The organism is Haloplanus sp. GDY1 (genome assembly GCF_023703775.1).
Lineage (GTDB): Archaea > Halobacteriota > Halobacteria > Halobacteriales > Haloferacaceae > Haloplanus > Haloplanus halophilus.
The window spans coordinates 2,831,536-2,851,201 of the sequence record NZ_CP098514.1 but is presented as its reverse complement, the minus strand read 5'-3'; the positions used below and the strand labels follow the sequence as shown (position 1 = coordinate 2,851,201).

Sequence of the window (19,666 nt, the reverse complement as noted above, 5' to 3'; positions counted from 1 at the left end):
GACGTGTGAGCCAGACGACGATCCGGATCGACCCGCACGTCCACTCGGAGGCCTCCTACGACGGCCACGACCCCGTCGAGTTGCTCCTGGAGCAGGCGGCCGAAATCGGGCTCGACGGCATCGTCGTCACCGATCACGACGTGATCCACGAGTCGCTGCGGGCGGCGGAACTCGCCCCCGAGTACGGACTGCTCGGCATCCCCGGCGTGGAGGTGTCGACGGCGGTGGGCCACCTGCTCGCCATCGGCGTCTCGGAGATGCCGCCCCGGCGCGCCCCGCTCGACGAGACGGTCGCGTGGGTTCGCGATCACGGCGGCGTGGCGGTCGTCCCCCATCCGTTCCAGCGGTCCCGGCACGGGATTCCGCGGCGTCACCTCGTCGACTGCGACGCCGTCGAGGTGTTCAACTCGTGGCTGTTCACGGGGTTCCGAAACCGGCGGGCGCGGCGGTTCGCCGCGGAGCGCGGGTATCCGGCCCTCGCCGCCAGCGACGCCCACTCGGTGCCACACGTGGGGCGGGCCTACACGGAACTCGTGGTCGAGGACGTCGACCGGGCGACCCTCGACGGCGAGGCGGTGCTGTCGGCGATGCGGACGGGCGCGACGCGGATGCGCGGCCGACACCAGCCCATCGCGACGTCGGCGCGACACTACGCCATCGGCTCCGCGCGAAAGAGCGGCTACTACGCGAAGGCCGGCGCACTCAAGGGCGGCGCGGCGGCCAGAGCCGGCGTGATGCGTGGCGCGCAGTTGCTCGCCGAACTCGCCGTTCGCTGACGACCGACGTTTTTTGTAGTGGTATGCCAACCCATAGGCATGGCGAGTAGAATCCGAGCCCTCCTGTCGCGGATCGCACGGTCGTACGTGCTGTTCGTGGCGGTCGGGGTGGTCGTGGGACTCGCACTGGCTCCCGTCGCGTGGAACGCCTCGTCGACGGAGGGCACGGTAGCGGTCGTCCCCATCTCGGGCACCATCGACGGGTCGACCTCGGCGGGCGTCTCGTCGATGCTCCAGCAGGCCCGGAACGACCCGGACGTGAAGGCCGTCGTGTTGCTCGTGAACAGCGGGGGTGGTGGCGCCGCCGCCAGCGAGGAGTTGTACCTCCAGTCCAAGCGGACCGCGGCGGAGATGCCCCTCGTGACCAGCGTCGACGCCTCCGCGGCCTCCGGGGCGTACTACACCATCGCCCCGAGCGACCGCATCTACGCCAAACCGGCGTCGACCGTCGGGAGCGTCGGGGTGCTGGCGACGGCACCGACGGAGCTCGAACCGACGGACCTCATCGCGACGACGGGGCCGAACAAGCTGACCGGCGGCGACGCCCGCGAGTTCGACTACGTCCTCGAATCCCTGGGGAACGCCTTCATCGGGGCGATCTTCGAGCAGCGTGGTGACCGGCTGAACCTCAGCCGGACGGAACTCGAACAGGCGCGCATCTACAGCGGGACCCAGGCGGTCCAGCGGGGCCTCGTCGACGCCATCGGCGGCCGACAGGCGGCGGTCGAACACGCGGCCGACCGGGCGGGGCTCGACCGCTACGACGTGCGGGTGATGCGCCCGGACGGCACGGCGCGGTTCCTCTCGCGGTCGAACTACGTCGCGTCGACGGCGCCGAACAAGACGATGGTGTCGGCGGAGTACCTCTACGGCGAGGACCCGTCGGGGCCCGTCTTCCTGATGGTGCCGGCGACGTATCTCGACGTCTCGAACGACGGCGACGAGACGGTCCACGCGTCCGGCGGCGCGGGGGGCACCCCCCCGGACGTGCCGATGGCGGACGACAGCGGGACGCCCGTTCCGACCGCCGCCGTGGGAGGGACGCATGTGGCGTGAGGCGGGCAAGCGCCTCGCGGCGCTCGTCCTGACGGTGGTCGTCGTGGTCGGCGTCGCGGCCGTCGGGCCGACGCTGCTCGCGCCGAGCGACGACGACGAGGCGACGCTCGAGAACCCCGAGTACGACCCCGACGACGTCGCCCTCGAAACCATGCCGGCGACGGGGACCGTCGACCCGAACCCCGGTCCCGACGCCACCACGAACGGGACGGTGCTCATCGACCGCGGGCACGCCAACCGCGTGACGCGAGCGGACATCGAACCGCTGGTCGACGCGCTGATTCGACACGGGTTCAACGTCGAGTTCCACGGGTCCGGGAACCTGGCGGCACAGCTGGAGGGTGCGGACGCGTTCCTCGTGATCGACCCCGGCTCGGAGTACATGCCGGGCGACGTCGACGACGTGCGGCAGTTCACGGGGAACGGCGGTCACCTGGTGATGGTCGGCGAACCGGATCGAACCGCCATCAGCACCGGGCTCCTCGGCACCACCATCCAGAGCCAGGAGAGTCGCCTGACGACGCTGGCCTCCCCGTACGGGATGAGCGTCGACACGCAGTACCTCTACAACCAGGAACACGCCGACGGCACGTTCAAACACATCGTCGCGCGGCCGACGGGACAGGGGGACCTGGACGACGTCGAGCGGACGACGATGTACACCGCCGCGGCGGTCACCGTCAGCGACGGGACCGTCCTCCTGCGGAGCGCGCCGAACACCCACAAGTCCGGCAGCGACGACGTGACCGGTACGTACCCGGTCGCGGTGCGGACGAACAACGCGATGTTGCTCGGCGACAAGACCTTCCTGCGCGGGGATCGGTACCGGGTGGCCGACAACGAGCAGTTCGTCGCCTACGTCGCGGAGTTCATGCTCCGGGGCGACCACCGGCCGTCGAGCGACGACGAGGACGGCGAGAACGGGGACGACGACGACCGGTCGACGACGCCGACGGCGACCCCGACGGCGACGCCAACGCCCACGCCGACCCCGACGCCCACGCCGACCGACGACTGAGCGCGGCGAGCGCGGTCGCGGTCAGCAACGTTATCCCGCCGGACCGCGAGGGGAACGTATGAGCAATCCGACGGCGACGCTGCACACGACACACGGCGACATCACGGTCGAGCTGTTCGCGGAGCGGGCGCCGAACACGGTCGAGAACTTCGTCGGCCTGGCCGAGGGCACCGACGACTGGGACAGCCCCGTCGAGGCAGGCACGGGCGCGTGGGAGGACCCAGAGAGCGGGGAGAAACGGACCGACCCGCTCTACACCGACGTGCCCTTCCACCGGATCATCTCGGGATTCATGCTCCAGTGTGGCGACCCGACCGGCACCGGCCGGGGCGGCCCGGGCTACACCTTCGACGACGAGTTCCACGACGAACTCCGACACGACGGCGCGGGCGTCCTCTCGATGGCGAACCGTGGCCCGGACACCAACGGCTCGCAGTTCTTCATCACGCTCGACGCCCAGCCACACCTGGACGGCGACCACGCCGTCTTCGGCGAGGTGATCGACGGGATGGACGTCGTCGAGGACATCGGATCCGTGCGGACGGGACCGAACGACCAGCCCGCCGAAGACGTGACGCTGAAGTCCGTGGATGTGGACCGCTGAGCGGGCGGCGACGACGCGGTCAGGCCGACCGACGGAGCGTGCGGGCCGGAGGACGGATCCGTGAGCCCGCGAATCGAAACGTCGCTCGACGCGTTCCGCGCGGCGGCCGACGGCGCGTCGCCGTCGACGCGCGTGCCCGTCGAGGTGCGAATCGACCGCGACCCGTTCGAGGCCTACCGGCGGGCGCGGCGCGAGGCCCCCTCGGTGTTCTTCGAGACGTCGGGCGGGCGGCCGGGGTGGGGCTACTTCGGCGTCGATCCCGACTTCGTCCGCGAGGTGGACGGCGAGGGCGTCCTCGACGCCATCACGGAACTGGTCGATACGGAGTCCCTGGTCCGGGGGGACTGCGAGGTGCCCTATCCGGGCGGCTTTTTCGGGTGGCTCTCCTACGACGCCGTCCGCGAAATCGAGGACCTGCCGGAGACGACCGTCGACGACAGGGGGCTCCCGCGGCTCCAGCTGGCGCGGTACACCTGCCTCGCCGCGTGGCGGGCGGGCGAGTCGACGCTGCGGATCGTCGCGACGCCGCGGGTCGGCGACGACCCCGACGCCGCCTACGAGCGCGGTCTGGCGCGCGCGACGGCCCTGGCCGAGGCGGCGCGGACGGGCGACCCGTCGGTCGGCGACCCCCCGACGACGGGGCCGGTCACCTTCGAGAGTTCGTGTGACCGCGGGGCCTACGGCGACCGGGTGCGGCGGGTCAAGGAGTACATCCGCGACGGCGACACGTTCCAGGCGAACGTCTCCCACCGCCTGACCGCCCCCGCGGCGGTCCACCCGGTCGAGGCCTTCGCGGCGCTCCGGACGGTGAACCCGGCGCCGTACTCCGGGCTGGTGGAGTTCCCGGGCGTGGATCTGGTGAGCGCGAGCCCCGAACTCCTGCTGGAGCGGGCGGGCGACCGACTGGAGACGGAGCCCATCGCGGGCACCCGTCCCCGAGGGGCGGACGAGGCGGCCGACCGCCGACTGAAGGCCGACCTCCGAAACGACGAGAAGGAGCGGGCGGAACACGCGATGCTGGTCGACCTGGAGCGAAACGACCTGGGGAAGGTGAGCGAGTACGGGTCGGTCACCGTCGACGAGTACCGCCGGATCGACCGCTACTCGGAGGTGTTCCACCTCGTCTCGACGGTGTCCGGCCGTCTCCACGAGGGGTACGACCTCGGTGACGCCATCGGCGCCCTGTTCCCGGGCGGGACGATCACGGGCGCGCCCAAGCCACGGACGATGGAGATCATCGACGAGGTGGAGACCCACCGCCGCGGGCCGTACACGGGGAGCATGGCGGCCATTGGCTTCGACGGCCGGGCGACGCTCAACATCATCATCCGAACGCTGGTCCGTCACGGCGAGGAGTACCACCTGCGGGTGGGCGGCGGCGTCGTCCACGACTCGGTCCCGGACCGCGAGTACGACGAGACGCTGGCGAAGGCGCGGGCGCTGATCACGGCCGTCGACACCGCCCTCGGCGACGACGCGGAGATGGACGTGGAGGCGAGCGCCAGATGACCCGCGTCCTCGTCGTCGACAACTACGACTCCTTCGCGTACAACCTCGTCCAGTACGTCGGCGAGGCGGCCGACGAGGTGGTCGTCCGCCGGAACGACGCGGTGGACGTCGCGGGGATCCGGGCGGTCGATCCGGACGCCATCGTCGTCTCGCCCGGACCCGGAACCCCGGCGGACGCGGGGGTGTCGATGCCCGTCTTCGCCGACCTCGAGTATCCCACGCTCGGCGTCTGTCTCGGCCACCAGGCGCTCTGTGCGGTCCACGGCGCGTCGGTCGGCCACGCCCCCGAGGTGGTCCACGGCAAGCGCTCCGTGATCCACCACGACGGCGAGGGGGTCTTCGCCGGCCTCCCCGACCGGATGGAGGTGGGGCGGTACCACTCGCTGGCCGTCGACCCGGACGACGTCCCCCCGGTGTTGGAGGAGACGGCCCACACCGACGACGAGGACGGGGTCGTGATGGGCGTCCGGCACCGGGAGAAACCCCACGTCGGCGTGCAGTTCCACCCCGAGAGTATCCTGACCGACGACGGGCGGCGACTCGTCCGCAACTTCCTGGACCGATGCAGTACCACGTGAACGGCCGCCTCGTGCCCGCCACGGAGGCGACGGTGCGGGTCGACGACCGGGGCTTCCTCTACGGCGACGCCGGCTTCGAGACGTGTCGGGCCTACGGCGGCGACGTCTTCGAGTGGGCGGCCCATCGCGACCGACTCGTCGACACCTGCGAGACCCTGGGGATGGGTGCGGCCGTCCCCGCGGACCTCCGGGAGCGGCTCCGGGAGACGCTCGACGCCAACGGCCTCGACGACGCCTACGTCCGGGTCTCCGTGACGCGGGGGGTCCAACCCGGCAAGCTGACGCCCGACCCCGAGGTCGATCCGTCGGTCGTCGTCGTCGTCAAGCCCCTCCCCCGCGGCGGCGTCGGCGGGGAGGACGTGTGGGACGGTCCCGCGACGCTGCGGACGGTCGAGCGGCGGCGGATCCCGGAGTCGGCGATGCCGGCCGACGCCAAGACCCACAACTACCTCGATGGAATCCTAGCACGACTGGACATCCGCGGGACCGACGCCGACGAGGCCCTGATCCGCGACGCCGATGGGTTCGTGGCCGAGGGGGCGACGAGCAACGTCTTCTTCGTCGACGACGGCGTCCTGAAGACCCCCGCCCTGTCGGGACCGATCCTCCCGGGCGTGACCCGGGCGGTCGTCCTCGACCTGGCGGCGGACCTGGACGTGCCGGTCGAGACGGGCGCGTACGGCGTCGACGCCGTCCGCGAGGCCGACGAGGCGTTCCTGACGAACACGACGTGGGAGGTTCGGCCCGTGGCGACCGTCGACGGCGTCGCCGTCGGCGGCGGCCCGGTGACCGACCGCCTCGCGACGGCGTTCGACCGGCGGGTCGAGGCGGACCACTACGGGTGAGGGGCGGCGAGAATCCGCCGCAGACGTATCAGAAAGGAAATTACTGTCTGACGATGGTTTATGACCACGGGGACCGGTAGCCGAGATATGGACCCGAATCCCATGGAGGCCGACCGGACGGAGTCGAACGGCACGGACCCGAGCGAGGAGGCGACGGCCAACCTCGTCGACGCGGACGACGAGGCGGCCGAGGCGACGGCTGACGACGGGAGCGACGCCGTCGACTCGGCCATCGAGACGGGGAGCGGCGACGTCGAACCGCTGACGATCACGCTTCCCGACGGGAGCGAGAGCGTCTCGGAGGCGATCCTCTCCCACCGGCGGATGCTCACGAACCCGTCCGAACACGGCCTCGTCTCGGCCGAGGAGGCGGACGAGGTACTCGACACCATCGAGGCGCTGTCGGAGGACGTCCCCGAGGATCTGGAGGGTGAACTGGCGGCCCTAGAGACGTCCGTCGAGGGGATGGCCGAGCGACTCGACCGACAGGAGCGTCAGATCGCGGAACTGCAGGAGACGGTGGAGTCCCTCGCCGAGATTCTGGGGGCGTCGGTCGAGTTCCAGCACCGCGACTGAGCGGTGTCGGGGCGCCCCGACGACCGAAAGCCACTTGCGGCAAAGCGGGAAACGGGAACCCGGGCGAGGGTGGCCGAGCCAGGCCAAAGGCGGCGGGCTTAAGACCCGCTCTCGTAGGAGTTCGGGGGTTCGAATCCCCTCCCTCGCACTGCCGCTCCGAACGAACGTGAGGAGCGTGCAGTGCGTCCTGGGGATTCGAATCAGGGAGTGCAGCGAGCGGAGCGAGCGCAACGACCGTGGTTCGAATCCCCTCCCTCGCACTCCCGCCGAACGAACGTGAGGAGCGTGCAGTGTGTCCAGGAGAGTCGAATGGGGGAGTCAGGGGAGTCGAATGGGGGAGTCAGGGGAGCCGAATCGCGGAGTGGAGCGGACAGGCGATGCCACGGCTCGGCGTCGGAGCGGCCGCTCGGTGGCTGTAGCTCGGATATCGAGGTGCAAAAGCGAAAAGCGAGCGTACGGGGAAAGAGGGGTCCGTACGGTCGCTTGCCGCCCTGAATTGGTCCCCGCTGACGCTTCGGCCCTCCAGACGAAGCGTCACACGACACAAGCGGAGGAAGGAACTTAAACGTGCCGCCGTCGGCAGGATGTCGGGGTGGCCGAAAGCCTCCGCACCGACGACGCGAGGGACTTTTCCCCGCTCACGCCCTGTCTCGACCCATGACAGAGGGAACCGGACGGGCGACGCGGGCGTTTCGCGACCACGACGCGTTCGAGGCGGCGGAGGACGGACGGTTCGAGGCGACGACGACGCCCTTCGACGCGGTCGTGCGGGCGGCCGAGAGCGAGGGGCGGATCGACTACGAGGTGGAGGTTCGGGCGCCGTCGCTCTCGGCGGCCGTCGAGGGCGACGTGGCGGCGGTGGTCGAGGAGGGATGGCTGGAGACGTTCGAACTCCGGGTGGCGGACGCCGACGGGGTCGTCCGCGGCGATCACGACTTCGAGCCGACGGTTCGGCTGACGGACGCGGAGGTGATCGTCGAGGTGAGCTTCACCGACATCGACGAGCGGCGGGGCGTCGACGACGCCGCCGCGGTCGTCAACTACGTCGAGGGCACCTACGTCCAGGGGATCGTCCCGGGGTACGACTACACGGGTGCGGTGGCGCGGTTGATCGACCGAGCCCGACAGGGCGCCGAGGGCTAGAAGCGACAGGCCAAAGCCGGTCGAGCCCCCACGTCCACCATGGCGACCCTCCTGGATGTCGGCCTGATGGCCGTCGTCTTCGTGGCCAACACGCTGGCCGCGGCGGTCATGACCCGCTTTTTCCGGATTCAGCTGCACACCCGGTGGGGGACGGTCGTGTACACCGCGCTCCTGGTCCCCCTCGTCCTCGTGATCACGACCATCGTCGCGTTCAGCCTCGGCGTCGGCGTCGACCTGGGGAGCACCGGGGCCGTCATCGGGCTGATGGTCGCCATCCCGATGGCCCTCGGCGTGACCATCGACGTGCTGTACGTGCCCGCGCCGGACGAGTACGAACTCCCCGAGACGACGGGGCGCTAGTCCAGCAGGCGGTCGACCGCGGCCGTCACGTCGTCGAGGACGGCGGCCTGCGGGCGCGTCGCGTCGATGCGGACGAACCGCTCCGGATCGGCGTCGAGCAGTCGCTCGTACCCCTCCCGGACGGCCCGGAGGTGTGCCACCCGCTCGAACTTGTCCGTCCGCCCGCTTCGCTCGGCGGCGGTTTCGGGGTCGACGTCGAGATAGAGCGTCGCATCGGGTGGTCGGGAGACGGGCCCGTGGATCGAGCGGACGTACGCGAAGGGATCGTCGAGGGGCGAGTCCGCGAGCGTCGCCGCCTGGTAGGCGATCCGGGAGTCCGAGTAGCGGTCCGAGACGACGAGCGACCCCTCGGCGAGGGCGGGACGCACCACCCGGGCGAGGTGGTCGGCGTGGTCGGCCATGTAGAGGAAGAGTTCCGCCAGCGGGTCGGCGTCGTCGTCCTCGACGGAGCGGCGGACGGCCTCGCCGTACCACGAGTCGGTGGGCTCGCGCGTGAACACGGCGTCGGGGTAGCGGTCGCGGAGCGCCCGCCAGGCCGTCGTCTTGCCGCTCCCGTCGAGCCCTTCGAGCGTGATGAGCATGCCCGACGATACCGGGGGAAGGGGGTTAACCGTCGGGGTCTCGTCCGGTCGGGCGGTCGCCAGAACTATTGAATATCTGATATTCCTTCGGTCCGACCGACCTGCGGACGAGCCCCGGCGTGTGAACGATTCACAGCGCGTTAGCTTTAGGTCGATTCGCGGAAATGTATAGGGTATGAAGATTCTGGTAACCGGCGGGACGGGGTTCGTGGGGCGACATCTGTGCCGCGAGCTGAAATCCCGGGGTCACTCGGTGACGGCGCTCGCGCGACAGCCGAGCGAGGGGGACCTCCCCGGGGGCGTCGAGAAGGCGATGGGCGACGTGACCGCCTACGACTCGCTTGTCGAACCCATGGAGGGGATGGACGCGGTGGTGAATCTGGTCGCCCTCTCGCCGCTGTTCAAGCCCTCTGGCGGCGACGAGATGCACGACCGGGTCCACCGCCAGGGGACCCAGAACGTCGTCGACGCCGCGGAGGAGACGGGAGTCGAGAAGATCCTCCAGATGAGCGCGCTCGGCGCCGATCCCGACGGGCCGACCGCGTACATCCGCGCCAAGGGCGCGGCGGAGGGGATCGTCGAGTCGTCGTCGCTGCGCTACGTCATCTTCCGGCCGTCGGTGATCTTCGGCGACGGCGGCGAGTTCGTCCCCTTCACCAAGAAACTCGCGCCGCCGTACCTCACGCCCCTGCCGGGCGGCGGGAAGACTCGGTTCCAGCCGATCTGGATCGAGGACCTCGTCCCCATGCTCGCGGCCGGCCTCGAGGACGACACCTACGACGGCGGCGTCTACGAGATCGGCGGCCCCGAGAAACTCACCCTCGCGGAGGTCGCGCGCACGGTCCACGGGAGCGAGGGGCGACCGACGACCGTGATCCCGGTGCCGATGGCCCTCGCCAGGGTCGGGCTGTCGGCGCTCGGATCGCTACCCGGCGCGCCGATGGGGGCCGATCAGTACCGGTCGCTCCAGTTCGACAACACGACGGCGCACAACGACGTGGAGGCGTTCGGCGTCTCGGCAGGGGACCTCCGAACGCTCGGGGACTACCTCGCGGATCGCTGACGGACGGCGGACGTCCGTCAGACGGGGCGAAGTCGGGAGGCGAGCGGACGCCGCCGGGCGATTAGCGGGGCGGTTCGACCGCCCAGAGGGTCCCCCCTCCCACAAGGTTTATGTTCGTTTTGCGCCTGGATTCTTGCCAATGAAGAGGGGTCTGAAACTATGAAACTGGCCATGATCGGTTTCGGGCAGGCCGGGGGCAAGATCGTCGACAAGTTCCTCGAGTACGATCAGCGGACGGGGAGCGAAATCGTCCGCGCGGCGGTCGCCGTCAACACTGCCAAGGCCGACCTGATGGGGCTCGAACACATTCCACAGGAGCAGCGCGTGCTCATCGGCCAGTCCCGCGTGAAGGGACACGGCGTGGGCGCTGACAACGAACTCGGCGCGGAGATCGCCGAGGAGGACATCGGCGAGATCCAGGGCGCCATCGACGGCATCCCCGTCCACGAGGTCGACGCCTTCCTCGTCGTCGCCGGCCTCGGGGGTGGCACCGGGAGCGGCGGCGCGCCGGTCCTCGCGAAGCACCTCAAGCGCATCTACACCGAACCCGTCTACGGGCTCGGCATCCTCCCCGGGAGCGACGAGGGGGGCATCTACACGCTCAACGCCGCCCGCTCGTTCCAGACGCTCGTCAACGAGGTGGACAACCTCCTCGTCTTCGACAACGACGCCTGGCGGAAGACGGGGGAGTCGGTCCAGAGCGGCTACGACGAGATCAACGACGAGATCGTCCGCCGGTTCGGCATCCTGTTCGGCGCGGGCGAGGTCCGCGAGGGTCAGGAGGTCGCCGAATCCGTCGTCGACAGTTCGGAGATCATCAACACCCTCTCCGGCGGCGGCGTCTCGACCGTCGGCTACGCCTCCGAGACGGTCGAACCGCAGAAGAAGAAATCCGGCGGGCTCCTCTCGAAGCTCACGGGCAACGACGAGTCCATCGAGGACCAACTCGACTCCGCCAACACCACCAACCGCATCACGAGCCTCGTCCGCAAGGCCGCCCTGGGTCGGTTGACCCTCCCCTGTGAAATCGACGGCACCGAGCGCGCCCTCCTCGTGATGGCCGGACCCTCCGCCTACCTGAACCGGAAGGGCATCGAGCGCGGGCGGAAGTGGCTCGAAGAGCAGACCGGGAGCATGGAGGTCCGCGGCGGCGACTACCCCGTCAACGACAGCGACTTCGTCGCCTCCGCCATCCTCCTGTCCGGCGTCACGAACGTCCCCCGCATCAAGGAACTGCAACAGGTCGCCATCGAGGCCCAAGACAACATCAGCGAAATCCGCGAAGAGAGCGAAGCCAATCTCCAGAATCTAGTCGAAGATGACGAGGACGAACTCGAATCGCTCTTCTAGGGTCGTCCTCGCCGCGCTGGTCGTGCTGCTCGCCGCGACCGTTCCGGCGGCGGCAGTGTCCGTCACTGGCGAGGACGTCCCCGAGGAGGCGCAGGTCGGCACGCAGATTTCGGCGACGGTCACGCTCGAAGAGCTGTATCAGAACCCCCAGAGCGAGCAGTGGCAGCTCTCGGGGGCGACCGAACTGACCGACGTGTCGTGGACGGTCGTCTTCTACGACCAGACCGGCTCCCAGGTGAACCTGGTCGAACCCACCGGCCAGTCCTTCTCCGGGCTGGACGTCGCCGCGAGCGACGGGACCGCCGAGGTGGAGGTCCGGATCACCGGCACGGTCCCCGAGGTGGACTCCTACACCTACGACCCGCCCCAGGAGTTCCTGTTGATGGAGCTCACGCGGGGCCAGCAGGGCGGAGCCAGCAGCACCGTCGACGCCTGGCGGACCCACCACTACACCGAGACGAGCGCGTCGGCCCGGACCGCCATCGAGGAGGCGGGCACCGCCATCGAGCAGGCGCGCTCCGCCGGGGCGAACCCCTCCGACGCACGGGCCAACTACGACGACGCCGTCGCCGCGTACAACGACGGGAGCTTCGACGTGGCGACCAACCTCGCCAACCGGGCCACACAGCAGGCGAACCAGGCCCAGCAGTCCCAGCAGACCCAGCAGCTGATCATCTACGCCGTCGGAGGGCTGCTCCTCGTCGGCCTGATCGTCGGTGGCGTGGTCTACTGGCGCTCCCAGCAGGGCCCCGAAGACCCGCTCGGCTGAATGCGATTTCTCGTCCCGTTCGAGGCGACGCGGCCCAAGACGCGACTCGACCCGGTTCTCGACGCCGACGAGCGGGCGGCCTTCGCGCGGGCGATGCTCCGTGACGTCATCGACGCGCTCGGAGCGGCCGGACACGACCCCGACGTCGTCGCGACGGCGTCCGTGTCGGTCGATGCCCCGGTGACCGTCGACGAGCGACCGCTCTCGGCGGCCGTGAACGCCCGGCTCGGGGGGTCCGATCCGGTCGGCGTCGCCGTCGCGGACCTGGCGCTGCTCACGCCGGCGGCGGTCGACCGCCTCGTCGACGCCGCGGAGGGGTCCGACGTGGTCGTCGCCCCCGGCCGCGGCGGCGGGACGAACGCCCTCGTCGTCGCCCACCCCGACTTCCGAACCGACTTCCACGGCGTCTCCGTCCGCGACCACCTGCGCGCGGCCCGCGACGCCGGCGCCACCGCGTCGGTCGTCGACTCGATGCGCCTGGCGACCGACGTGGACGAACCCGCGGACCTGGTGGAAGTGCTACTCCACGGCGAGGGCGAGGCGGCGGCGTGGCTCCGGGAAGCGGGGTTCGAACTCGACGCCGGCGAGGGGCGGGTCGGGGTGCGGCGGGCGTGACGCGGTCGGCGACGGGGGACGCCGCGAAACGGGGTGTCCCGGCCGGAGTCAGGCCGTGACGACCTTGTGGATCTCGTCGGCGATCTCCTCGCGGGAGTAGGAACTCGTCACGAGGCTCACGGCGATCAGCGTGATCGAGGAGAGGACGAGCGAGAAGGCGCCGGCGACGACGCCGTGCGGGAGCGAGACGCCGTACAGCGAACTGCTCACGGCCAGTCCGAGGTTGACGACCAGGGAGACGACGACGGCGGCGAGGGCGCCCTCCCGGGTGGCGCCGCTCCAGTTGAGACCGATCCCGAGAAGCGGGACGATGGGGGCCGCGAACAGCGCCCAGCCGACGACGCCGAGGATGCCGACGAGGATCTGGACGTAGTAAGCCAGGAAGAGGGAGATGACGATGATCGCGGCGCTCCCGAGGCGGTTCACCCAGAGTTCCTGTCGGTCGGAGTCGTACTGGAAGCCCAGACTCTCGGGGATGTCGCGCGCGAGGTTCGCGGCGCCGATGTTGATGAACGCGTCGCTAGTGCTCATGATCGCGCCGATGGCGGCGGCGAAGACGACGCCGGCGATGACGGGCGAGACGAAATTCGAGAGGAAGAAGGGCGCGGCCATGTCGGGGTTCGAGAGCGAGTCGAGCGCGCCGGTTTCGACGCCCGCTCGCACGGAGATGCCGATGCCGAGCATCATGAGCGAGGAGAGGAAGTAGGAGAGCCCCGCGATGGGCGCGCCCCACTTCAGCAGGTTCACGTCGCGGATCATGTACAGTTTGTGCGCCATGTGGGGCTGGCCGGAGTTCCCGATGGTGAACAGGAAATACCAGCTCAGCGCGAGCATCACCGGGAAGGTGCCGAAGGCACCGGCGAACTCCGGGGTGTTGCTGGCGAGTTCCTGACTCATCTGCGTGAAGCCGCCGCCGTAATCCAGCGCGTAGAAGAAGACGACGATGCTCCCGACGACCATGATGCCGCCCTGCACGAGGTCGGTGAACACGCCGGCGATCATGCCGCCGCCGATGGTGTAGGCCGCGATGACGACCGTCGCCAGGAGGACGGCGACGAGTTCGCTCGTTCCGAGGATGTCCGCGAGGACGAACCCCATCGCCTTGAGCTGGACGGCCAGATACGATATCACGCCGAGCAGGACCGACAGCGCGACGAAAAAGCGCACCGCGTCGCTGTCGTATCGCGCGTCCGCGGCGTCGGGGATGGTCAGGATCCGCTCCACTTCGGCCATGAGCCGCATCTTCTTCCCGAGGACGAACCACGAAATCGGGAACGCGAGGGGGGCGACGATGGCGATCCAGAGGAACGCGTAGCCGCCGCTGTAGAAGAGGCCCGGACCGCCGATGAAGCCGAACCCGCTCATGATCGACGCGAACGCCGAGAACGCGACCGCCCAGATGCCGAAGCGCTTCCCGCTGATGAGGAAGTCCTCGGTGGACTCGGTCTGTCGGTATCCCCAGATGCCGATGCCGAGCACGATCAGCAGGTAGACGACGACGATGCCGGTGATCAGCGGGTCCGCCGCCATTACGGCTCACCTCCGTCGGTCGCCTCGGGACCGTCCATCCGCCGGAACTCCTCGGCCTCCGCCTCGCTCCAGATGTACGTCTCGAACAGGTACGGGTAGGCGAACATCAACACCAGCGCGGGCGGCAGCCAGAGCCAGTACACGAGGACGGACGTGGCCCGCGGGAACCCGAGCCAGTACTCCGGATTCGTGTACGACGGGTTCGCGAAGTGGAAGTTCCACAGCAGGGCGAACCCGACCGCCAGAATGACCGTGAGAGCGCCGATGACGGCGAGAAACGGCCGGTACGAGTAGCGCTCGGCCGACCCCTCCACCCCGAGCAGGATGTAGAGCCCGAAGAGCGCTATCGTCGCGTACGAAAACAGTATCTGTCCCGTCGATCCCCCTGCGAGCATCGCGGCTAACATGAGTACCAACACCACGAGCACTCCAATCACCGTTCTGTCACGATTCCATCGTTTCGACATGGTAACTGGCAACAATATCATCTAATTTTATAAAATTACCCTTGAGAGATCGGGACAGAAAATGTCGGAGAGAGTACGTTTCGGCGTGGATAGCGCCGGAACCGCCCACCGACGGCCGACCGGTCGGAAGCGTCGTCGCGCCGGCCGGCCGTGCGCGGTCACTCGGGCGTGTCGCCGTAGACGAGCCCCCGAGAAGTTGTCACCGTCGAAACCACTCTCCCCGCCGTCCGGCCGAGCGTCCGTTCCAGTTCGGCCGTGTCGTCGCCCGGCGTCGGGAACGAGACCAGAGTCGCGCGCTCGCCGAAGTCCGACTGTTTCACGCCCAGCGTGTCGGCCCCCTGGACGAGTTCCGTCGACCGGAGCTGTGGCATCGGCCAGCTCGAAAAGCCGAGCGCGTCGAGCAACTCCCCGTAGAAGGTGATCAGTTCCCGCGTCGCCTCGTGGTCGCCGTTCCGGAGGTGTCGCCAGAGCGTCTCGGTCGCCGCGTCGCTCGCGGCCAGCACGTCGTCGTAGAGCGACCCGGTGATCGAGCGCCGGCGCTCGACCTGGCTGCGGATCGCCGCCCTGCTGGGACGGGTCTCGGCGGTGGCGACGAGCACCGGCAGGTCGGCCGTCGTCCGCTCGGTGACGGTCGAGTCGCCGAAGACCAGCCCGCCCGAGACGATGACCGCCGGATCGATGGGGGCGGCGTCCTCGTAGAGGTCGGCCTCGAAGTCGGCGACCAGGTCGGCGACGCGCTCGTTCGACTGTCGCTCCCCGAACGTCTCGGTCAGTGCGGCCGTGAGCGCCACGGTCAGCGCCGTCGACGACGCGAGACCGACGCCGAGCGGGAACGCCTCGTCGACGTCGATGTCGACGGTAAAGCCCGTGAACTCGTCGGGGCCGTCGCGGTCGACCGTCGCCAGGATCCGTCGGAGGAGCGCGTAGATGGGGAGTCGGCGGCCGGACCGACTGACAGTCAGGACGGCGGTCGAGTCGGCCGGGTCGAACAGCGAACCGAGCGTGGTGTCTTTCCGTCCGAGTGGACCGCGAACGATGATCGTGTCGTCGTCGCGTTCGGTGACGCGAACGCGGAGGCGCACGTCGAGTGCGCCGGCGATGCGCGGGCCACCCAGGAGCGTGGAGTGATCGCCGGCGACGACGATGCGCCCGGGGACGGAGACGGTTACACCCATACGCGACCGAGGAGACGCCACACAGTAAACTCTACCTGCCGGCCGGACCGCCGGGAGATCACGGACGGATCTCGACAGTCATCGTACCGCGTCGGGACGCCCGACCTGCAGTAATTTTATATAAGGATCGTTCAATACCGGGGACGAATGGACTCACGCATCCCCGGCTTCTACAAGGAGGATATCGACGCGCGTCGAGAGATCGTGGCGGAGCGTGCGGACCTCTCGGACGACGCGGTCGCCGCACTCGACGGCCGAGGGCTCGATCCGGTCCGCGCCGACACGATCAGCGAAAACGTGATCGGGACGCTGGAGTACCCGCTCTCGGTCGCGACGAACTTCCGCATCGACGGCGAGGATCGGCTCGTCCCGATGGCCGTCGAGGAGACGAGCGTCGTCGCGGCGGCGTCCTACGGCGCGCGGATGGCCCGCGAGCGGGGCGGCTTCACGACGCAGGTCACGGGCCCCCGCATGATCGCCCAGATCCAGGCGGTCGATATCGCGGATCCGTTCGCCGCGAAACAGCGCGTCCTCGAAGCCGAGGACGACCTGATCGACCTGGCGAACGAGCAGGATCCCGTCCTGGTCGACCACGGCGGCGGCTGTGAGGAGGTCACCGCCCGCGTCCTCGATACGGACCGCGGGCCGATGGTCGTCACCCACCTCGTCGTGAACGTACAGGACGCGATGGGGGGCAACGCCGTCAACACGATGGCGGAGGCGCTCGCGCCCGAAATCGAGTCGCTCACCGGCGGCGACGTCGAACTCCGCATCCTCTCGAACCTCGCGGACCGGCGCATCGCGCGGGCGCGGTGTACGATCCCGCCCGAGTCGCTGGCCGAGGACGACGGCGAACTCGACGGTGCGACGGTCCGGGACCGGATGGTCGACGCCGGGGCCTTCGCCCGGAGCGACACCTACCGGGCCGCCACCCACAACAAGGGCATCATGAACGGTATCGACGCCGTGACCACCGCGACGTTCAACGACTGGCGTGCCATCGAGGCCGGCGCGCACGCCTACGCCGCCAGGGACGGCTACGCGCCCCTCTCGAACTACGAGGTGGACGCCGACGGCGACCTCGTCTGCAGCATCGAACTCCCGATCCAGATCGGCACCGTCGGGGGCGCGACCCAGTTACAGCCGGTGGCGGGGGCGGCGATGGAGATCCTCGACGTCGACTCCGCCGACGAGTTCGCGGGCGTCCTCGCGGCCGTCGGTCTCGCACAGAACCTGGCCGGCCTCCGCGCCCTCGTGAGCGAGGGGATCCAGCACGGTCACATGAGCCTGCACGCCAAGAACATCGCCATCCAGGCCGGCGCGCCGGGCCACCTCGTCGACGAAATCGCCGAGCGCATGGTCGCTGAGGACGCGATCCGGGAGGACCGCGCGACCGAACTCGTCGACGAACTCTCGGAATGACCGTCGACATCGCGAACGGCGCGGGGTTCTGGGGGGACTATCCGGACGCCACCGAACGGCTCCTCGAGTACGGCTCCGTCGACTACCTCACCCTCGAGTATCTCGCCGAGGTGTCCATCGGCATCCTGGCGCGTCTGGAACGGTCGGACCGCCCGGGCTACGTGACCGACTTCCTCGAGTTCGTCGTCGACGACCACATCGACACCATCGCCGACCGGGACGTGTCGGTCGTCACGAACGCCGGCGGACTCGATCCGCAGGCGTGTGCCCGCGCGGTCACGGACCGCGCCGCCGACCGCGGCGTCGACGTCCGCGTCGCGGTCGTCACCGGCGACGACGTCCTCGGCCGGCTTCCCGAGATCAAACGCGCGGGAAACGACCTCGCCGACATCGACTCCGGCGAGCCGTTCGACGCGGTCGAATCCGCCAGCGCGGCGGTCGCCTACCTGGGCGCGTTCCCCATCGCGGACGCCCTCGACGACGGGGCGGACGTGGTCGTCACGGGCCGCGTCGCGGACCCGGCGCTCGCGCTCGGTCCCCTGATTCACGAGTTCGGGTGGACGCGCGACGATCACGACCTGCTCGCGGCCGGGACGGTCGCCGGTCACCTCACCGAATGCGGACCCCAGGTGACCGGCGGGAACTACCTGGGAGGGTGGCGGGACGTCTCGTTCGACGACGTGGGCTTCCCCATCGCGGAGGTGGACCGAAACGGCCGGATTACGGTCACGAAACCGCCCGACACCGGCGGCAAAGTGACGACGGGAACGGTGGCGGAGCAGCTCGTCTACGAGATCGGCGACCCGACGGCCTACGTCACGCCGGACGTGGTCGCGGACTTCACCAGCCCGGCGGTGACGCAGGTGGGCGAGGACCGGGTGGCGATCGACGGCGCGACGGGCACCGAACCGACGGACGAGTACAAGGTCACGATCCACTACCCGGCCGGGTTCAAGCTCGCGGGCAAGTTGCTCTACTCCCGGCCGGACGCGCTGGAGAAGGCGCGGCGTGCCGCCGAGATCCTCGAATCGCGCATCGACGAACTCGGGCTGGCGATAGATCGCACCCACGTCGACTACGTCGGCCACGACGCGGCTCACGGCCCGGTCGCCCCGACGCGGGAGTCCTACAACGAGATCCTCCTCCGGTTCGCGGCGAAGAGCGACTCCCGGAGCGATCTGCGCCGGCTGGCGATGGAGTTCGCCCCGCTCTCGCTCGCCGGGCCGCCCGCGGTCGCGGGACTGACCGACCAGGGACGGCCGTCGCCGCGGCGGATCGTCGACGCGTGGCCGACGCTGATCTCGAAGCGCTGGGCGACCCCCGAGGTGACGGTGTATGACTGAGTCGGCGGCGACGGGCGGGTCGAGCGATCCGGATCGCGCCGTCCGCCTCGACGAACTCGCACACGCCCGCTCGGGCGACAAAGGTGACCGGTTCAACGTCGGCGTCGTCGCGTGGACCGACGACGGCTACCGTCGCCTCGACGAGCAACTCACCGCGGAGCGGGTGGCGGCGTTTTTCGGCGACCTGGTCGAGGGCGAGGTTCGGCGCTATCCGATGCCCAACGTCCGCGCGTTCAACTTCGTCTGTGAGCGGGGACTCGACGGGGGCGGCCAGACCAGCCTCCGGTACGACACCCAGGGGAAGACCTACGGCGCGGCGCTACTCACGATGACCCTCCCGCCGCTCTCGACCCCCGATGACGGGGAGTAGCGTCGATCCCCCGGCCGTCGTCTCCTCGCCGGACGGCGACGACCGGCTGTGGGTGAGCGAGTGGTACCGCATCGCACCCCGGACGTTCGAGCAGTTCGAACTCTTCTTCGAACCCGGGACGGTGTACGCCGTGTTCGCCGAGGAGTCGTTCAAGTCGCTCCTGCTGCGTCGCGACGGCCGCGCCCGGGCCGCCCGCGACCTTGGCGATCGGTACCGGTCGGCCACCCGGGCACAGCTGCTCGACGGCGAGCGGAGCTTCGAGGTCCCCGCCGACGAGATGACGGCGATCCGGCTCACGCCCGGGTCGCTGCTCACGAAGCCGCGGCTGACCATCGAAACGTCGGCCCGGGACCACACGCTGTACCACGGGTCGCGGAGCTACGACGTCGAGTCGCTGTGTCGTTCCCTCGACCGGCTCTACGCCGACTCACACGTCGACGTGGCGACCGCCGACCGGGACTGGTTGGCGTTCGTCGGGTGACGCGGGCTCGCCGCAGGTGACACCTTTTTGCCCGT

At 69.7% G+C, this 19,666-nt stretch carries 22 protein-coding genes and 1 tRNA gene; 19 read left to right on the top strand and 4 right to left on the bottom strand.

Features of this window, described 5'->3' with window-relative positions:
* Nucleotides 1–5: 5 nt before the first annotated feature.
* The 11 genes from NBT67_RS15255 (at nt 6) to NBT67_RS15205 (ending at nt 8,465) form a co-directional block, all read left to right on the top strand.
* Nucleotides 6–776 (top strand): CehA/McbA family metallohydrolase, encoded by a 771-nt coding sequence (locus NBT67_RS15255; RefSeq protein ID WP_251342620.1) that lies wholly within the window; start codon nt 6–8, stop codon nt 774–776.
* 39 nt (nt 777–815) lie between these two features.
* Nucleotides 816–1,832 carry a S49 family peptidase gene (locus NBT67_RS15250; protein WP_251342619.1) on the top strand — a complete coding sequence of 339 codons (1,017 nt, stop codon included), beginning with the start codon at nt 816–818 and terminating at the stop codon, nt 1,830–1,832.
* Nucleotides 1,822–2,850 carry a DUF4350 domain-containing protein gene (locus NBT67_RS15245; RefSeq protein ID WP_251342618.1) on the top strand — a complete coding sequence of 343 codons (1,029 nt, stop codon included), beginning with the start codon at nt 1,822–1,824 and terminating at the stop codon, nt 2,848–2,850. Before NBT67_RS15250 ends, NBT67_RS15245 begins: the two co-directional genes overlap by 11 nt.
* Nucleotides 2,851–2,908: 58 nt before the next feature.
* Nucleotides 2,909–3,454 carry a peptidylprolyl isomerase gene (locus tag NBT67_RS15240; RefSeq protein WP_251342617.1) on the top strand — a complete coding sequence of 182 codons (546 nt, stop codon included), beginning with the start codon at nt 2,909–2,911 and terminating at the stop codon, nt 3,452–3,454.
* A gap of 60 nt (nt 3,455–3,514) precedes the next feature.
* On the top strand, nt 3,515–4,963 hold the full coding sequence (gene pabB, locus NBT67_RS15235; RefSeq protein ID WP_251342616.1) for an aminodeoxychorismate synthase, component I: 1,449 nt from the start codon (nt 3,515–3,517) through the stop codon (nt 4,961–4,963).
* Nucleotides 4,960–5,541 (top strand): anthranilate synthase component II, encoded by a 582-nt coding sequence (locus NBT67_RS15230; RefSeq protein ID WP_251342615.1) that lies wholly within the window; start codon nt 4,960–4,962, stop codon nt 5,539–5,541. The genes pabB and NBT67_RS15230 overlap by 4 nt, the downstream gene beginning before the upstream one ends.
* Nucleotides 5,526–6,386 carry an aminotransferase class IV gene (locus tag NBT67_RS15225; protein ID WP_251342614.1) on the top strand — a complete coding sequence of 287 codons (861 nt, stop codon included), beginning with the start codon at nt 5,526–5,528 and terminating at the stop codon, nt 6,384–6,386. The genes NBT67_RS15230 and NBT67_RS15225 overlap by 16 nt, the downstream gene beginning before the upstream one ends.
* Nucleotides 6,387–6,473: 87 nt before the next feature.
* The gene (locus tag NBT67_RS15220) at nt 6,474–6,962 is read left to right on the top strand and encodes a hypothetical protein (protein ID WP_251342613.1); all 489 of its coding nucleotides are present in this window, start codon (nt 6,474–6,476) and stop codon (nt 6,960–6,962) included.
* 63 nt (nt 6,963–7,025) lie between these two features.
* Nucleotides 7,026–7,110: transfer RNA gene (locus NBT67_RS15215), tRNA-Leu, on the top strand.
* A gap of 509 nt (nt 7,111–7,619) precedes the next feature.
* Nucleotides 7,620–8,105 (top strand): DUF5813 family protein, encoded by a 486-nt coding sequence (locus NBT67_RS15210; protein WP_251342612.1) that lies wholly within the window; start codon nt 7,620–7,622, stop codon nt 8,103–8,105.
* Nucleotides 8,106–8,144: 39 nt separating this feature from the next.
* On the top strand, nt 8,145–8,465 hold the full coding sequence (locus NBT67_RS15205) for a DUF7991 family protein (RefSeq protein WP_251342611.1): 321 nt from the start codon (nt 8,145–8,147) through the stop codon (nt 8,463–8,465).
* Here the strand turns inward: NBT67_RS15205 and tmk are convergent.
* The gene (gene tmk / locus NBT67_RS15200; RefSeq protein ID WP_251342610.1) at nt 8,462–9,046 is read right to left on the bottom strand and encodes a dTMP kinase; all 585 of its coding nucleotides are present in this window, start codon (nt 9,044–9,046) and stop codon (nt 8,462–8,464) included. The two genes, NBT67_RS15205 and tmk, sit on opposite strands and share 4 nt — an antisense overlap.
* A gap of 175 nt (nt 9,047–9,221) precedes the next feature.
* Here tmk and NBT67_RS15195 point away from each other — a divergent pair, with 175 nt between their 5' ends.
* The 4 genes from NBT67_RS15195 (at nt 9,222) to cofC (ending at nt 12,843) form a co-directional block, all read left to right on the top strand.
* Nucleotides 9,222–10,109 carry a complex I NDUFA9 subunit family protein gene (locus NBT67_RS15195; protein ID WP_251342609.1) on the top strand — a complete coding sequence of 296 codons (888 nt, stop codon included), beginning with the start codon at nt 9,222–9,224 and terminating at the stop codon, nt 10,107–10,109.
* Nucleotides 10,110–10,268: 159 nt separating this feature from the next.
* Entirely contained in the window at nt 10,269–11,459 is a 1,191-nt protein-coding gene (locus tag NBT67_RS15190) for a tubulin/FtsZ family protein (RefSeq protein WP_251342608.1), read from the top strand.
* Nucleotides 11,428–12,228 carry a hypothetical protein gene (locus NBT67_RS15185; protein ID WP_251342607.1) on the top strand — a complete coding sequence of 267 codons (801 nt, stop codon included), beginning with the start codon at nt 11,428–11,430 and terminating at the stop codon, nt 12,226–12,228. The genes NBT67_RS15190 and NBT67_RS15185 overlap by 32 nt, the downstream gene beginning before the upstream one ends.
* A complete protein-coding gene (cofC, locus tag NBT67_RS15180) occupies nt 12,229–12,843 on the top strand; it encodes a 2-phospho-L-lactate guanylyltransferase (RefSeq protein WP_251342606.1) in 615 nt (204 codons plus the stop codon).
* A gap of 48 nt (nt 12,844–12,891) precedes the next feature.
* On the opposite strand, the gene NBT67_RS15175 is transcribed toward cofC, so the two are convergent.
* The 3 genes from NBT67_RS15175 to NBT67_RS15165 all read right to left on the bottom strand — a co-directional run bounded on the left by NBT67_RS15175 (nt 12,892) and on the right by NBT67_RS15165 (nt 16,015).
* On the bottom strand, nt 12,892–14,373 hold the full coding sequence (locus NBT67_RS15175) for a sodium:solute symporter family transporter (RefSeq protein WP_251342605.1): 1,482 nt from the start codon (nt 14,371–14,373) through the stop codon (nt 12,892–12,894).
* The gene (locus NBT67_RS15170) at nt 14,373–14,780 is read right to left on the bottom strand and encodes a hypothetical protein (protein WP_251342604.1); all 408 of its coding nucleotides are present in this window, start codon (nt 14,778–14,780) and stop codon (nt 14,373–14,375) included. The genes NBT67_RS15175 and NBT67_RS15170 overlap by 1 nt, the downstream gene beginning before the upstream one ends.
* A gap of 218 nt (nt 14,781–14,998) precedes the next feature.
* Nucleotides 14,999–16,015: a mevalonate kinase family protein gene (locus tag NBT67_RS15165; protein WP_251342603.1), complete on the bottom strand. Its 1,017-nt coding sequence runs from the start codon at nt 16,013–16,015 to the stop codon at nt 14,999–15,001.
* A gap of 147 nt (nt 16,016–16,162) precedes the next feature.
* Between NBT67_RS15165 and NBT67_RS15160 the strand changes: the two genes are divergently transcribed.
* Genes NBT67_RS15160 through NBT67_RS15145 form a run of 4 tightly spaced genes read left to right on the top strand, consistent with a single transcriptional unit; the run spans nt 16,163 to nt 19,631 of the window.
* Nucleotides 16,163–17,437, top strand: coding sequence for a hydroxymethylglutaryl-CoA reductase, degradative (locus NBT67_RS15160; protein ID WP_251342602.1), 1,275 nt, complete (start codon nt 16,163–16,165; stop codon nt 17,435–17,437).
* Nucleotides 17,434–18,780, top strand: a complete 1,347-nt coding sequence (locus tag NBT67_RS15155; protein WP_251342601.1) for an acyclic terpene utilization AtuA family protein — start codon at nt 17,434–17,436, stop codon at nt 18,778–18,780. The genes NBT67_RS15160 and NBT67_RS15155 overlap by 4 nt, the downstream gene beginning before the upstream one ends.
* The gene (locus NBT67_RS15150; RefSeq protein ID WP_251342600.1) at nt 18,773–19,150 is read left to right on the top strand and encodes an AtuA-related protein; all 378 of its coding nucleotides are present in this window, start codon (nt 18,773–18,775) and stop codon (nt 19,148–19,150) included. The genes NBT67_RS15155 and NBT67_RS15150 overlap by 8 nt, the downstream gene beginning before the upstream one ends.
* Nucleotides 19,137–19,631, top strand: coding sequence for a hypothetical protein (locus tag NBT67_RS15145; protein ID WP_251342599.1), 495 nt, complete (start codon nt 19,137–19,139; stop codon nt 19,629–19,631). Before NBT67_RS15150 ends, NBT67_RS15145 begins: the two co-directional genes overlap by 14 nt.
* The last annotated feature ends 35 nt before the right edge of the window (nt 19,632–19,666 follow it).

Coding starts and splice junctions, on each gene's coding strand:
- NBT67_RS15190 (WP_251342608.1), top strand. CDS start 10,269: ATGAAACTGGCCATGATCGGTTTCGGGCAGGCCGGGGGCAAGATCGTC.
- cofC (WP_251342606.1), top strand. CDS start 12,229: ATGCGATTTCTCGTCCCGTTCGAGGCGACGCGGCCCAAGACGCGACTC.
- NBT67_RS15175 (WP_251342605.1), bottom strand. CDS start 14,373: ATGGCGGCGGACCCGCTGATCACCGGCATCGTCGTCGTCTACCTGCTG.
- NBT67_RS15205 (WP_251342611.1), top strand. CDS start 8,145: ATGGCGACCCTCCTGGATGTCGGCCTGATGGCCGTCGTCTTCGTGGCC.
- NBT67_RS15245 (WP_251342618.1), top strand. CDS start 1,822: ATGTGGCGTGAGGCGGGCAAGCGCCTCGCGGCGCTCGTCCTGACGGTG.
- NBT67_RS15225 (WP_251342614.1), top strand. CDS start 5,526: ATGCAGTACCACGTGAACGGCCGCCTCGTGCCCGCCACGGAGGCGACG.
- NBT67_RS15145 (WP_251342599.1), top strand. CDS start 19,137: ATGACGGGGAGTAGCGTCGATCCCCCGGCCGTCGTCTCCTCGCCGGAC.
- NBT67_RS15210 (WP_251342612.1), top strand. CDS start 7,620: ATGACAGAGGGAACCGGACGGGCGACGCGGGCGTTTCGCGACCACGAC.
- NBT67_RS15155 (WP_251342601.1), top strand. CDS start 17,434: ATGACCGTCGACATCGCGAACGGCGCGGGGTTCTGGGGGGACTATCCG.
- NBT67_RS15170 (WP_251342604.1), bottom strand. CDS start 14,780: ATGTTAGCCGCGATGCTCGCAGGGGGATCGACGGGACAGATACTGTTT.
- NBT67_RS15250 (WP_251342619.1), top strand. CDS start 816: ATGGCGAGTAGAATCCGAGCCCTCCTGTCGCGGATCGCACGGTCGTAC.
- NBT67_RS15220 (WP_251342613.1), top strand. CDS start 6,474: ATGGACCCGAATCCCATGGAGGCCGACCGGACGGAGTCGAACGGCACG.
- tmk (WP_251342610.1), bottom strand. CDS start 9,046: ATGCTCATCACGCTCGAAGGGCTCGACGGGAGCGGCAAGACGACGGCC.
- NBT67_RS15160 (WP_251342602.1), top strand. CDS start 16,163: ATGGACTCACGCATCCCCGGCTTCTACAAGGAGGATATCGACGCGCGT.
- NBT67_RS15165 (WP_251342603.1), bottom strand. CDS start 16,015: ATGGGTGTAACCGTCTCCGTCCCCGGGCGCATCGTCGTCGCCGGCGAT.
- NBT67_RS15240 (WP_251342617.1), top strand. CDS start 2,909: ATGAGCAATCCGACGGCGACGCTGCACACGACACACGGCGACATCACG.
- NBT67_RS15195 (WP_251342609.1), top strand. CDS start 9,222: ATGAAGATTCTGGTAACCGGCGGGACGGGGTTCGTGGGGCGACATCTG.
- NBT67_RS15185 (WP_251342607.1), top strand. CDS start 11,428: ATGACGAGGACGAACTCGAATCGCTCTTCTAGGGTCGTCCTCGCCGCG.
- NBT67_RS15230 (WP_251342615.1), top strand. CDS start 4,960: ATGACCCGCGTCCTCGTCGTCGACAACTACGACTCCTTCGCGTACAAC.
- NBT67_RS15150 (WP_251342600.1), top strand. CDS start 18,773: ATGACTGAGTCGGCGGCGACGGGCGGGTCGAGCGATCCGGATCGCGCC.